This window comes from Ornithinimicrobium flavum (assembly GCF_004526345.1).
Classification (GTDB): Bacteria; Actinomycetota; Actinomycetes; order Actinomycetales; family Dermatophilaceae; genus Ornithinicoccus; species Ornithinicoccus flavus.
In genome coordinates this window covers 3,016,024-3,028,484 of sequence record NZ_CP038213.1, presented here as the reverse complement: position 1 = coordinate 3,028,484, position 12,461 = coordinate 3,016,024, and the positions used below count along the sequence as shown (strand labels likewise).

At 66.3% G+C, this 12,461-nt stretch carries 11 protein-coding genes and 2 pseudogenes; 7 read left to right on the top strand and 6 right to left on the bottom strand.

The window, feature by feature from the left end:
- Positions 1-168 precede the first annotated feature (168 nt).
- The 4 genes from E3Z34_RS14255 to E3Z34_RS14240 all read left to right on the top strand — a co-directional run bounded on the left by E3Z34_RS14255 (position 169) and on the right by E3Z34_RS14240 (position 1,884).
- Positions 169-471, top strand: a complete 303-nt coding sequence (locus E3Z34_RS14255) for a DUF429 domain-containing protein (RefSeq protein WP_158288692.1) — start codon at positions 169-171, stop codon at positions 469-471.
- A 105-nt stretch (positions 472-576) separates the two neighbouring features.
- Positions 577-930, top strand: coding sequence for a DUF429 domain-containing protein (locus E3Z34_RS14250; protein WP_158288691.1), 354 nt, complete (start codon positions 577-579; stop codon positions 928-930).
- A gap of 126 nt (positions 931-1,056) precedes the next feature.
- A complete protein-coding gene (locus E3Z34_RS14245; RefSeq protein WP_134774134.1) occupies positions 1,057-1,296 on the top strand; it encodes a hypothetical protein in 240 nt (79 codons plus the stop codon).
- A 45-nt stretch (positions 1,297-1,341) separates the two neighbouring features.
- Positions 1,342-1,884, top strand: coding sequence for a GIY-YIG nuclease family protein (locus E3Z34_RS14240; protein ID WP_134774133.1), 543 nt, complete (start codon positions 1,342-1,344; stop codon positions 1,882-1,884).
- Positions 1,885-1,984: 100 nt separating this feature from the next.
- On the opposite strand, the gene E3Z34_RS14235 is transcribed toward E3Z34_RS14240, so the two are convergent.
- Complete coding sequence (locus E3Z34_RS14235; RefSeq protein WP_134774132.1) at positions 1,985-2,914, bottom strand: restriction endonuclease; 930 nt, start codon at positions 2,912-2,914, stop codon at positions 1,985-1,987.
- Positions 2,915-3,301: 387 nt separating this feature from the next.
- Between E3Z34_RS14235 and E3Z34_RS14230 the strand changes: the two genes are divergently transcribed.
- Entirely contained in the window at positions 3,302-4,933 is a 1,632-nt protein-coding gene (locus E3Z34_RS14230; protein ID WP_134772099.1) for an IS1634 family transposase, read from the top strand.
- Between the two features lie 257 nt (positions 4,934-5,190).
- On the opposite strand, the gene E3Z34_RS14225 is transcribed toward E3Z34_RS14230, so the two are convergent.
- Complete coding sequence (locus E3Z34_RS14225) at positions 5,191-5,793, bottom strand: hypothetical protein (RefSeq protein WP_134774131.1); 603 nt, start codon at positions 5,791-5,793, stop codon at positions 5,191-5,193.
- 183 nt (positions 5,794-5,976) lie between these two features.
- Between E3Z34_RS14225 and E3Z34_RS14220 the strand changes: the two genes are divergently transcribed.
- Entirely contained in the window at positions 5,977-6,900 is a 924-nt protein-coding gene (locus E3Z34_RS14220) for a tyrosine-type recombinase/integrase (RefSeq protein ID WP_134774130.1), read from the top strand.
- 298 nt (positions 6,901-7,198) lie between these two features.
- Positions 7,199-8,266 (top strand): CHAT domain-containing protein, encoded by a 1,068-nt coding sequence (locus tag E3Z34_RS14215; RefSeq protein WP_134774129.1) that lies wholly within the window; start codon positions 7,199-7,201, stop codon positions 8,264-8,266.
- 167 nt (positions 8,267-8,433) lie between these two features.
- On the opposite strand, the gene E3Z34_RS14210 is transcribed toward E3Z34_RS14215, so the two are convergent.
- The 4 genes and pseudogenes from E3Z34_RS14210 to E3Z34_RS14195 all read right to left on the bottom strand — a co-directional run.
- On the bottom strand, positions 8,434-9,294 hold the full coding sequence (locus E3Z34_RS14210) for an abortive infection family protein (RefSeq protein ID WP_134774128.1): 861 nt from the start codon (positions 9,292-9,294) through the stop codon (positions 8,434-8,436).
- 161 nt (positions 9,295-9,455) lie between these two features.
- A pseudogene (locus E3Z34_RS14205) lies at positions 9,456-10,004 on the bottom strand (ISL3 family transposase); the annotation flags it as partial.
- A 24-nt stretch (positions 10,005-10,028) separates the two neighbouring features.
- Positions 10,029-11,363: an ISL3 family transposase gene (locus E3Z34_RS14200; protein ID WP_194092415.1), complete on the bottom strand. Its 1,335-nt coding sequence runs from the start codon at positions 11,361-11,363 to the stop codon at positions 10,029-10,031.
- A 76-nt stretch (positions 11,364-11,439) separates the two neighbouring features.
- A pseudogene (locus E3Z34_RS14195) lies at positions 11,440-12,258 on the bottom strand (ISL3 family transposase); the annotation flags it as partial.
- Between the last annotated feature and the right edge of the window lie 203 nt (positions 12,259-12,461).

Genomic DNA, 12,461 nt, shown 5'->3' with positions numbered 1-12,461 from the left:
GTATGCCCCGCATCACCGACCCGTGTGCTGAGCCGGGGACCTGACTTGAAGGGGTAGCAGCCGCCGTGGACGACGGCTACGCCCGTCCGTCCGTTGCCGCGCACGCGAGCCATACCGCCTCGACCGGCGCGGGTCGCGAAGAGCCGCCGAGCAAGGAGAATGTTGGTCATGAGCGCGCTCAGCTGGGGGCTTGACGTCTCCACGAACAAGGCCAAGACAGCTGCCGTCGCCATCGACTGGTCGATCCCAGATGAGGCGCGCGTCGTCGACGTGCGCCACCCACTCCCCGCAGCAGACATCGCGCCTCTGATCGCCGAGCACAAGACGAACAGGTGGGCGGTAGACGTGCCATTCGGTTGGCCAGACCTCTTCGTCGCCCTCATGGCTGATCGACACCACGCGCCGCTACCCGCCCAGGCCATGCCGGCTGCAGCGGCCTGGGAGAAGTGGCGAACCCGGGAGGGGAGGTAGCGCAGCGGCGCACTGATCGGTTCTTGACTGACGATCCCCGAATCAAGACGCGTCCCCCTTCCAGCGTCGTTCCAATTGCTCGGGGCGACCGCTGCGATGTGGGTGTTGGTCGAGGCCCAGTTGGTTTCCCGCGGTGTCCGGGTCGACCGGGCGGGTCTAGATGGAACGGTGTGCGAGACCTATCCTTCAGCGGCTTTGGCCGCGTGGGGACTCGGGAAGGCAAAACAGACCTGGCCCGAGCTGCGGTCCAACTTCGCGTTCCTCACCGCCGACGACAGCCTGCTCTCCCGGTTCGTCAGTGACGACGTGTGCGACGCCGTCGTGTGCGCCCTGGTTGCCCGGGCCCGCGACCTTGAACTGACCATTGGTCCGCCGGACGACGAAGTCGCGGCGGCACGGCGGGAGGGTTGGATCCACATCAGTTGTGAACCGCGCGAGTTGCTGGTGCAGACCGACTGACCCTGTAACTACCCGGACCGCTTGTGAACGCTTGGCTGTGTCCGCGTCAAAGCGTGTCGGTGAGAGCGTCGTGGTGCCGCGCTCGAACCACGATCTTCTCGATGCGCACCCGGCTTAGGCCTCCTCATGAAGGCCATCCCGCTGACCTGTCTACTGCCCGGGGACTTCGATCCGAAGCAGCACAAGGTCCACTTCGCCGTCTGGAACCAGATCAAGCATCCGATTGACGTTTTGGCGACCAACCACGAGGAGTGGCAGGAGTGGAACTCGTGGCGAAGCGTCAAGAACGACTTCAATCGCGAGTTCATCTTCTCGATGGCCCAGGACAAGCACGACGCGACCCTCTGGCTCTTCGGCGGGATCTAGGAGGTCCTGGAACGAAGGCCCGAGCAGCAGGCACATTCGTACACGGTGGCGCTCCGTGAGGACCTGCTGGGCCCGTTCATCCGCCGCCTCTGGGTCCGCCACAAGAGGTCGGGTCGGAACATTCGCCAGAAGATGGAGTCTGCCCTACCCGCGATGACGGTCTCGTCGATCCTCGAGGAACCGTTCGCCGGTGACCCCTTCCCGGGGCACGATCGGATCAATCACAGCCTTGCCGACCTACAGGCGGTCGTCAGCCAGGCTCGGGCCGACTGGCGGATCGCGCTGGAGAGCATGAAGGGCGTGTACGTCATCCACGACAAGCAGACCGTACAACGGTATGTCGGCTCCGCGTACGGCGACACAGGCATCTGGCAACGCTGGACGACTTATGCGACCACGCTGCACGGTGGCAACGCCGGGCTAAAGGCGCACCTCGAGGAGATGGGCGACGAGTACTACCGCACCAACATGCGGTTTGCACTCCTCGAGTACTGGTCGATGCGTACCGACGACGGCCACATCCTGGAGCGCGAGTCGTACTGGAAGGACGTGCTCCATGCGCGATCGTTGGGACACAACAGAAACTGACTCTGCTCACTCGGCAGCGACTACGAGGGACCTGATTCGTGTCCATGGGCTGGTCGACCAGGCGACCCGCGTCATTCCGCCGCAAGTCACAACCGCTAGCTCAGAGCCCCGAGACGATCGCTGACGCCGGCAGGTAGCAGGAGCCTGTCTCGTTGGCGTGGCGCCGCTTGGTCCGCAGCACATCGTCGAGGCGGACCCGCCCTTCCAGCACCAGGTAGACGTCTACGCCGTCCATCATGATGAATGGGGTGGACTCCCGGTAGGTTGCGCGCGCAGAAGACGACAGTCCGTTGACCGCCACGAAGAGCCCAAGGGCGTTCTTGCCCTTGCGCCTGACCTTCGCCGCGAAGGCGTCAGCTGTCTCCCGCGAGACCGGCTCGGCGATCCATTTCGCCTCCAAAATGTAGTCGTCCGTGTCGAAACTCAGTGAGCCGTCGATCTGTTCGGTCTCAAGGTGGTAAGCCAGCCTCGGCTCCATGTCATAGAGCTTGAAAAGGTCGGAGAGTAGGGACTCGAAGTCGTAGCCACGCTGACGCGGATCTGTGGCTCCCTGAAGCTCGAGAAAGCGGTCCCTGAGCGCGGCCACGTCGTCTTCGAAGCGGCGCAACGCTTCGGCCTGAACCTCGTTCGCCTCGCGCTCGGCCTGCAACCGTTCCTGTTCCTGCAGACGGACGCTGAACTGCTCGGTGAGCCTTTGGAGGTGCGCCACGGCAGCTCGAGCGTCGGCCAGCCGCGTTGCACGATCCGGCTCAGGCAACTGCTCGATGTCCGAGAACTTGGTCATAGCAGCGATCTCCAGCATGAAGCGGATGGCTACGTCCTGGTACCGGCTCTCCTGAGTGACCAGCCGCCGCACAAGCTCATCGGCGACGGCGCGCTTGGTTTCGGAGAAGTTCAGGCCAGCGACCAACTCAGGGCTGTCGCGCAGCGACATGGTCACGAGCGCCTGGAAGGGTCGCTTGTACCAAGTCACTACAGCCAGCGCGTCGCGAAGTGCCTGGTAGGCCTCTGTCGAGATGCGCTTGGTCATGAGCAGATCGTACGAGCCACCGTCAACGAGGCCACGGAAAGGCACGTCGGCCAGTGGCGTGCGCGGTCGTCGACCGCCCTGACAAGTCCGCCGACAACTCTCGACCAGTTGTACCCGGACCGAACCCGGTCTTTCGAGCCTGCGTCCTACCGCCGCGTTAACTCGGATGCCTTGACGGGCGAGCGTGCGTCGTTCGCCGCCCCTATCGCGGTCCCTGAAACTGGTAGTCACCCGCGAGCCACCGTACGAAGATCCGTGAGCGGCCAACGTACGTCCTGAGTTTGGACAGGTAGTGCGTCCTCGCAGGGCCTCGGGCTGCTGACCTGCGGTGTTGTGTTTCGGGTGGTGGTGTTTCACGCACTAATCGGATGCGTCTAGCCTCCTGGTGTGGCGTTCATCAGGCGGGTGCCGACCAAGTCGGGGGCGACGGCCGTGCAGATCGCCGAGTACGCCCAGGGGCGGCAGCGGATCGTCAAGCACCTTGGGTCTGCGCACACCGAGGCCGAGCTTGGGGTGCTGCTGGCCCGGGCCCGGGAGCTACTCGAGAACCCTGCGCAGGGCACTCTGGAGCTGGACGTGGAACCAGCGCCGGTGGCGGCGTCGCTGGTGCGACCGGCTCCTGAACCGGCGCTGTTCGACACGCCCGCCCCAGCGTCGCCGAAGGTCCGGGATGCTTCTGGCCGGGTGGTCGGCACGGACAGCCGGGTGCTCTTCGAGGCTCTGACCGCGGTGTACGCCCAGCTGGGGTTCGACGTGGTCGGTGATGAGGTGTTCGCCGATCTGGTGATCGCCCGGGTGGTGGAGCCGACCTCGCTGCTGGATGTCGCGCGGGTGCTGGGCGACCTGGGCCAAGAAGCGGCGAGCTACAAGACGATGGGGCGCACCCTGGCCCGCGCGCAGGAACGCGGGTACCGCGACCTGGTCGCCGGGGCCTGCTTCGAGCACGCGGTCAGCACCGGGGACGTCTCGCTGATCATGTACGACGTCACGACCCTGTACTTCGAGGCCGAGAAGGAGGACGACCTGCGCAAGGTCGGCTACTCCAAGGAACGCAGGGTGGACCCACAGATCGTGGTCGGCCTGCTGGTCGACCGGGGTGGGTTCCCGCTGGAGATCGGCTGCTTCGAGGGAGACAAGGCAGAAACGGCCACGATCGTGCCGATCGTCAAGGCCTTCCAGGCCCGGCACTCCGTGGCCGACATGGTCGTCGTCGCCGACGCCGGGATGCTCTCTGCGGACAACCTCAAAGAACTGGACGCGGCCAACCTGCGGTTCATCGTCGGCTCGAGGATGACCAAGGCACCGATCGACCTGGCCTCCCACTTCCGCTGGCACGGCGATGCGTTCACCGATGGCCAGGTCATCGACACCATCACCCCGCGGGTGTCCACCACGCGCGCTCGGGCCGTTAACGACGTCAAGAAGCGGGCCGAGCCGGTGTGGGACCCCGCCGAGCACGAGGTCTCCTGGCGGGCCGTGTGGGCCTACTCGGCCAAACGGGCTGCCCGGGATACGAAGACCCTGACCCTCCAGGAGAACAAGGCCAAAGCCGTCGTCGCCGGCGAGAAAGCCGCCCGCACCCCGCGGTTCGTGAAGAAGGGCCAGGGCGCCCCCAGGCTGGACGAGGCGGCCCTGGCCAGGGCCCGCCGCCTGGTCGGTCTGAAGGGCTATGTCACCAACATCCCGGCCAGCATCATGCCCGCCCGCGAGGTCATCTCCTCCTACCACGACCTCTGGCAGGTCGAGACCTCCTTCCGGATGTCCAAGACAGACCTTCGCGCCCGCCCACTGTTCGCCAGAAAACGCGACGCGATCGAGGCCCACCTGACCATCGTCTTCACCGCCCTGGCCATCTCACGCGAGATCCAGAACCGAACCGGCCTGGCCATCCGCAACGTGATCCGCCAGCTCCGGCCGCTGCGCTCGGCCACCATCGCGATCAACGCCAGCCGGCAGACCTTCCCGCCCCAGATCCCCGCCGACAAGCAGGCCCTCCTCGACGCCCTCCATCACCGGTGAGGTCACGCACTAACGAAATGACCAAACTCAGGGCGAGCCACCGTACGAAGATCCGTGAGCGGCCAACGTACGTCCGTACGGAGTCCTCCTTTAGGCCTGCTGCGCGGGCTGCCTGTTCGAACCGCTCGAGCTCGTCTTCGAGTTCGGCGATGGTCCAAGTCGTTTCCATGAAGGCAGTCTGCCTCGGGCCGCGTCAATGCGCCGCGAGAACGTCTGGACGGGAGCGGCCTTGGAGAGGGAGTCCAGCTCGCTGCGCTTCAGTGGTTCCGGCCGGCCCTGGCAGGGAGGTGCTCGACGACGACTCGCCCCGGCTTCCAGGTGATGCCGGAGATCGAGCGCAGCGGCGCAAACGGGTCGGCTGCCCTCTGCCAGGCTACCGCCAGGCTGGCCGAGATCTGCGCTGCCTCGTCCGGGGATGCCTGAACGGCCAACCGGCGCAGCACCTCCACGTCAGTGAGCTTGGCCGTGACGCTCCACGTGGCCGTCCCGTGATCGACAGAGTCGCCGCTGGCCTCGCTCTTCACGGACAGGATCCGCAGGGCGCCGGCCTCGAGCGCCCCCTCCAGCCCATGACTGGGCCAGATCAGCCAAGCAAGTGCATCGAAGACGTCATCGCCGGGCGCCGCATCCGCTGCCTCAGACTCGGCCTCCTCGACGCCGAGGTCACCACCCGAGGCGGCGATCAGGACGCCCTCGTCCGCCCGCGCCGCCTCCTGCAGGGCAGAAGCATCAGTGACGGTGACCTCCGCGGTGGCGGTCAGCTCCCATACCTGTCGGTTCTTACCGCGCCGCGGCGGCTGGGGACGGACCTGCGGCTCGTGGTCCGGCAACTGAAAGAGACCTGGCTGGTCGGCATCCATGCCGACTGACCCTATGCCCCTCAGCCCGCTGGTCCGTCTGACGAGAACGGTCGCCAAGGCTCCGTCACAGGTCTCATCGCCGGGCGGGTCCTGAATTCGGCTTAGCGTCGTTGGGGTGAGTGCCTCGTCGCGCTGGCGGCGGGCGTCGACAGTGGCGCAACGAGGTCGCCGCAGGAGACGACCATGTCCACCACAACCAGCTCCGAGACGATCCTGCCGTTCCAGCCGTCCTCGATGAGCCCCGCACACCTCGCGGCGGTCTCGTTCCTGGCCCGGTACTCCGGAGCCACGCACGCCCTATACCGGGCACAACTGGGCCGCTGGTTCACCTGGTGCGAGTCGAATGATCTTGACCCGTTGGTCGGTGTACAGCGGGCCCACGTCGAGCTCTACATCCGCGAGCTCGCAGAGGCCGGCCTGATGGACTCCTCGGTCAACACGATGATGCACGCCGTCCGGGGGTACTTCCGGTTCGCGCACATCGACGGCACCATCCCGGCCGACCCGGCCGTGTACGCCCGGCTGCCGAAGGTCCACCGGGACGAATCCCGGACCCAGGGCCTGGACCGGCTGGAGTTGATCCGCTTCCTCCAGGTCGCCCAGACCATCACCGTCCACCATGGCGCACTGGCCTACCTCCTGGGCATCAACGCCCTACGGGCCTCCGAAGCGGCAGCCGTGCGGATCGAGGACTACACCGATGTCCTGCGCGGCCATCGGGTGCTGCACCTGGTCGGCAAGGGCAACAAGCCCGCCACCACGCCGCTGACGGTCCCCGTCCTTCGGGTCCTGGAAGCGTGCCGCGGTCAGCGCACCACCGGGCCGCTGATCCTGCGACCGGTCTCCGGCAAACCCATCGACCGGCGTGACGTCTACCGGATGGTGCAGCGCATCGCGAAGATCGCGCGGATCCCTCGGCACATCAGTCCCCACTCGCTACGGCACGCCGCTATCACCAACGCCCTGGACGCCGGCGTGCCACTTCGGGACGCGCAGATCCTCGCCCGGCATGCGGACCCCAGAACCACCGAGCACTACGACAGGGCCCGCGGCAACCTCGACCGCCACGGCGTCCACTTCCTTACCGCCTATGTCGCCGGCGTCTAGCCAGGTGGCGGCTCCAGCAGTTCCGCGCAGATTTGGCTATCTGTCGCAGGTCTCTTCGTAGGGCGTTCCGTCCCGAAAGATCTCTGGGCGGGTTGACCCGTGGGTCGAGGTCGTGCGCCTCAGTGCGAGCGCAAACTAACCAGACACAGGTGATGAGTCCGTCACGCCTCATGAACCGCGACCACGTCGGCAGCCTCCATCGGCCGGGTCTGTCGGACCCGCTTCATATCCTTTAGGAGGATCGCCGGACTCGTGCACGACCGGCTCCAGGCCACCTGCCGGTCAAGAAGGGGACGCGATGTCGGAGAAGCAGTACCGCGACAAGATCGTGGCGATAAAGAAGCAGCAAGCCAGTGACGAGACGAACCGCGGGAAGGCGCGGGCAGCCGCCGGGAAGCATCGCGCCGACGCGGCTAAGGAGCTTCAGAAGATCACGCCGCGAACGAGCGCCAGCATGGCTCGGACCTACCAGCGCAACGCGGACAACCTGGAAAAGAGGGCTCAGGCCGAGGACAAGAAGGTGACCGCCCTGTCGGTCAAGCTCAGCAAATCAGCAGGAGACCTGGCAACGGCTGAAGAGAACCTCGCCCGTGAGATCAAGAGTTCGGCGAAGAAGGAGGAGGACAAGAAGAAGGCCGATGCTCGAACCCGGGAGCAGGCGGATGCCCGGCGTCAGCAGAAGGAGAAGAGTCATGCTCGCGAGATCGCCCGGCTCTCCAGCCCTACGGTGCACTACGTGACGGTTCAGCCGCCGAAGCCGGAGATTCTCCGAGTCCTCTACCTGACCGCCAACCCTGAGATGGACCTCCGAACCGAGGTCGAGGTTCGTGACGTTCAGCAGGCGGTCAAACGTGCGCTACACCGAGATCTCATTGACATCCAGTACCGGCCCGCAGCTACCCCTGAAGACCTACTCGACGGTCTGAACGACATCCGACCCCACGTTGTCCACTTTTCCGGTCACGCCGGCGATGCCGCGATATTGTTCGACAACGCCAGCGTCGACGGCCCCGAGGGGCGGGACGTTCCATTTAAACTGCTGGCTCGTGCCCTTGGCGCCACCGCTGAACCGCCGAAGCTGCTGACCCTGAATGGCTGCGACACCCTTGATGGAGCCGAGGTCTTGCTTGAGGCGACCCCCGTGATCATCGCAATGGCGACCGAGATCAGCGACCTGGCTGCTAGTGCCTTCGCCGCTAGGTTCTACGCTGCGATTGCCTCAGCGCAGCCGATCGGGCCGGCGCTACGCCAAGGTGCGGTCGTACTGGACCTGATGGGGCTGGACGAGGGTTGGAAGCCCACCCTGCTCTCACGCGACGATATTGACGTCGACGACCTGGTCTTGGTGCGAGTCGCGGGCGAGTAGAGAAGCCGCGTACGACACGCAGCCGCGTCATTCGGGGATCCCCTCTCTCGGGACGTCGAAGCTGCGTCCTACCGCCGCGAAGCGCGTCGGCCTGGTGCTGACCCGAGTGAGGTGACTAGCCGGTCGCTTCCACGTCGGACACAGATAGGTACGTCGCCGCATCTCGATCAAGAATCTTCCGGCCGGGTTCGCCAGGGCGCGCTCGGGTCAGCCAAGGTTTCTAGCATCAACTGACACCAGACCTGTGCCGCCCCAACGACGAGTCGCGCGTGGCGTGGCTTGACCCAGTTCGGAACGCTCTCGGCCCCGTGATCGACCCCAACCCGATTGCGAATTTCCGTAACGCCTTGCGTCAGGGTCACGAGCGATTGGAGAAGCTTGCGCAGCTCCGGTTCCTCCTCGCTCACGCCCTTCGCCGCTAACCCGAGCGATTCTTGGGCGCTAGTGACCAGTGTGGGCACCTTCGCACCCTTCGTGTAGGTCCTGCCGCGTTTGGTCAACACCAGTTTGGCGGTCGACTCGATCAGCGCCCTAGCAGTGCTTACCGCAAGTCGAGGGTCCGAGTCCACTGCGTCGTGGAGGCGTGACAGGTGATCGTGGATCGCGCCAGGATCCGAGATAGCGGCTAGTGCCATCGGCGTGAATGTGATTGCACGCTGAGTAGGCGGCTCGGGGTCGCTCACCACATATGTGACCGGGTCGATATCAAGTCCTGCGGAAGCAAGGGTACGCATCCATGAGTCCCGCAGGTCGAGCCCACCGGTCCAGTTCAGTGAGTCACGGTCTATTGCTTGCATGCGATCAGTGAGCACGCCGAGCAGGCGTTCGTGATCGCTGGGCATCTCCAAGTTTAGCGTGGCCAAGTAGCGACGACCCTGTCGACGACGTTCGCTCGAGTCGTGATCGTCAGGGTTCTCCGGACCAAGCTCAATCCCGTTGTCCTCGAAGAGGCTCGCAATCTGACGAAGGGGGATCGCCGTCAGATCGTCGAGCAACAGGCGCGTAACTTTTGGAGGGATGCGGGTCATGCCACAAAGGTAGCCGTGAAGGACTCGCCTTCTCGGGCGCGGACACCGAGCGGGATGAGGTCGGGGCACTGCAAGCGAGTCTGCCGTCCAGCGATCGATACTGTCGGGGAGCGCGTCCTACCGCCGCGTAGCGTGCGCACACTCGGCCGTTTCCCGGCTCTTCACAATCCAGGGTGTAGTTGGGGTCTGAAGCCGCCGGCTTCCAGGAGAGCTCTGGCGATGTAGTGGGTGATGTTGCGGAACCCGAGGGCCAGTCCGCGCAGGTGCTCGAGCCGTCCATTTACGGCTTCGGTAGGGCCGTTGCTGGTGCGGGGCCGGTCGAAGTAGGCCAGAACGTCGCTGGCTCGTCGGGCCAGGGTGCGGCCGAGCTTGCGCAGCTCGACCAGCGGCCCCGGGACGCCCTCGGTCAGGGCGTCGATCACGGACCTCATCTCGGTCCGGCCGCCGGCGCGGTCGGGGTCGCGGTAGGCGTGGATCATCCGCTGGTAGATGCCCCAGGTCACCTCGACCTGCACGTGCTCATCGCCGGCGAAGAGCCTGTCGAGACGCTCGTGCTGACGGTCGGTGAGCAGGTCGGCGCCGGTGTGCAGAGTCCGACGGGCGGAGTAGAGGGGGTCGCCCTTGCGGCCGCGGTGCCCGTGCAGCTCCTGCTGCACGCGACGGCGGCACTCATCGAGGGCGTCCCCGGCCAACCGGATGACGTGAAATGGGGCTCTTCCCAGTTGCGGTGGGGGTCATAGGTTGAGCCCTCCGCCGATGAGGAGCATGCGGAGCCTGTAGTTGGATCGGTTCTTGAAGCCTCGAGCCAGGCGACGGTGCAGCTCGACCAGTCCATTGATGGCCTCCGTCCCGCCATTCGTGGCCCCGGTGGTGAAGTAGGCCAGGAACGCCTCTCTCCACTTGCGCAGGGTGCGGCCGAGCCGGGCGACCTCGGGAATCGGGCAGGAGGGGAACGAGGCGATGATGCGCTCGGCGAGCTTGCGGCCCTCGGCCTTCTCGGTCTGCTTGTACGCGGCGCGCAACTGCTGGGCGCACTGCCAGGTCAGGTCGACCACCTCGTGGGCCTCGTTGGCGGCGAACGCCCGCTCGATCCGGGCGCGCTGCTTGTCGGTGAGATTCTCCTCGCCGGCGCGCAGGATGTTCTGGATGCCGTACAGCGGGTCGCCCTTGCGGCCGCGGTGACCGGTGGTCGCCTGCTGCACCCGCCGTCTGACCTCGTCCACGCACTTCGTCCCCAGGGCGACGACATGGAAGACGTCGAGCACAGCGGTCGCCTCGGCCAACTCGTCGTCGATGGCGGCCTTGTACCCGTGGAACGGGTCGAGCGTGGCGACCTTGACGCTGGCGGTGAAGGCGTGGCCCCGTGCGGTGAGCCAGTCGGCGTACGCCTTCTTCGAGCGGCCCGGTACCAGGTCCAGCAGACGTGCCCTGACCTGCCCGTTCTCATCGGTCGTCAGGTCCACCATCCCGGTCAGCTCCTTCGGTCCGCGTCCACCGTCCTCGGGCGCCTTCGTCGAGACGTGGTGCCACACGTGCTCATCCACGCCTAAGGTCTGCACGCCCGCGAAGCGGGTCTCGTCGGCTGCTGCGGCCGTCAGGATCGGCTCGATCCCGGACCAGACGGTGTCCCACCCCAGGCCCAGCTGGCGGGCCAGGCCGTGCACGGTGGCGTGCTCACGGCGCAGCTGCCCGACCGCCCAGGACCTCGCCCTGGTCGTCCACGTCGAGCGTGGTGGAGCCAAGGTCTCGTCGGTCTCGGTGAACGAGCGCCTCGGGCACGACGCCTCCCGGCAGGCCCAGGTCCGCTTCGCCCAGACCAGCCGCACCGGCGTCCCGAACGCCGGGATGTCGACCAACCGGTGCTCGCGCCGACCTCGCGAGGCCGCGCGCACTCCGCAGTCCGGGCACCCGACCGGACCCGGCGGTGACTCCACCCTCACCACCAGCCCGTCCGGGCCGCGCGCCACGTCCAGGACGTGATAGCCGTCCAGGCCCACCAGCAGGTCGCAGTTGTCGCAGTACGCGCTGTGTGCGCCGAGCGCAGCGCAGCACGACGTAGGGTTGTCCATCGTCGAGGTCCTCGAGGTCTTCGGAGTGCTTGGTCGCCTCCGATCTTGAGGGCCTCGACCCTTCTCAGCCCGGCACCTGCCTCGCCCGGCGCGTCACACCCCTACCCCCACCGCAACTGGGAAGAGCCTGAAATGGATCCATGACCGTCACAGCCTCGGGCAGCTCCTCGGTGGTGGCGGTTTTGAAGCCGGCGAACCCATCCATGGCCACGGCCTCGATCCCGTCGCGCCAGGCCTGGTCCCGCTGCGCGAGCCAGTCCTTGAACGCTGCCTTGGACCTCCCCTCGACGACGTCCAGCAGGCGGGAGGGGCCGGTGCCGTCGCGGACCGGGGTGAGGTCGATGATCACGGTGACGTACTTGTCACCACGCCGAGTGTGCCGCCAGACGTGCTCATCCACGCCTAAGACACGGACGCCATCCAGCCGGGTCGGGTCGGCGATGAGCAGCCGCTGTCCTTCGGCCAGGACCGCGTCGTTGGCGGTGTTCCACGACACCGCCAGGCCCTCGGCGACCCGGGACATCGACAGGTGGCCGACCACGATCGCGACCAGGCCCCACCGCAGCCCGGCGCGGGAGATCTTCGCCCGTGGCTCGGCCGCGGCCGTGGTGTCCTGACGCCACACGTGGCTGCACTCGGTGCACCGGTAGCGTCGGATGGTGAGCAACAGTGTGGTGGGACGCCACCCGAACGGCTCGTGCGCCAGCTGTCGGGTCACGGTGTCCCGCGGAACGCCATGGCAGCCGCACCGCTTGCACCAGTCGTCCGGCTCGAGGACCCGGCAGGCCAGCACCGCACGGTCAGGCTTGAGCAGCTGGCCGGTGACCACCAGACCCAGGTCGTCCAGGCCGGCGAAGGTAGTCAGGTCGGGGCGCGTGAAGGTAGCGTCGGACATGTCGAGGTCTTTCGGATGGGCGGCGTAGGAACCTCCATCATCGGAAGACCTCGACGTCTACCCCGTGACCGACGCGCCAGCGCCCTCTACACCCTCAACTGTGAAGAGCCCGTTTCCCTCCGCCGCGTTTCGCCATCTGTGGGCCCTGTTGAAGTCCGTCTGTGGGTGTAAGGACTCGCTTGATCGGTCACTGGCGGAGGGGG

Excerpts from the sequence above, each read along its gene's own strand:
- E3Z34_RS14255 (WP_158288692.1), top strand. The coding sequence starts at position 169 with ATGAGCGCGCTCAGCTGGGGGCTTGACGTCTCCACGAACAAGGCCAAG.
- E3Z34_RS14245 (WP_134774134.1), top strand. The coding sequence starts at position 1,057 with ATGAAGGCCATCCCGCTGACCTGTCTACTGCCCGGGGACTTCGATCCG.
- E3Z34_RS14235 (WP_134774132.1), bottom strand. The coding sequence starts at position 2,914 with ATGACCAAGCGCATCTCGACAGAGGCCTACCAGGCACTTCGCGACGCG.
- E3Z34_RS14225 (WP_134774131.1), bottom strand. The coding sequence starts at position 5,793 with ATGGATGCCGACCAGCCAGGTCTCTTTCAGTTGCCGGACCACGAGCCG.
- E3Z34_RS14220 (WP_134774130.1), top strand. The coding sequence starts at position 5,977 with ATGTCCACCACAACCAGCTCCGAGACGATCCTGCCGTTCCAGCCGTCC.
- E3Z34_RS14215 (WP_134774129.1), top strand. The coding sequence starts at position 7,199 with ATGTCGGAGAAGCAGTACCGCGACAAGATCGTGGCGATAAAGAAGCAG.
- E3Z34_RS14210 (WP_134774128.1), bottom strand. The coding sequence starts at position 9,294 with ATGACCCGCATCCCTCCAAAAGTTACGCGCCTGTTGCTCGACGATCTG.
- E3Z34_RS14200 (WP_194092415.1), bottom strand. The coding sequence starts at position 11,363 with ATGGACAACCCTACGTCGTGCTGCGCTGCGCTCGGCGCACACAGCGCG.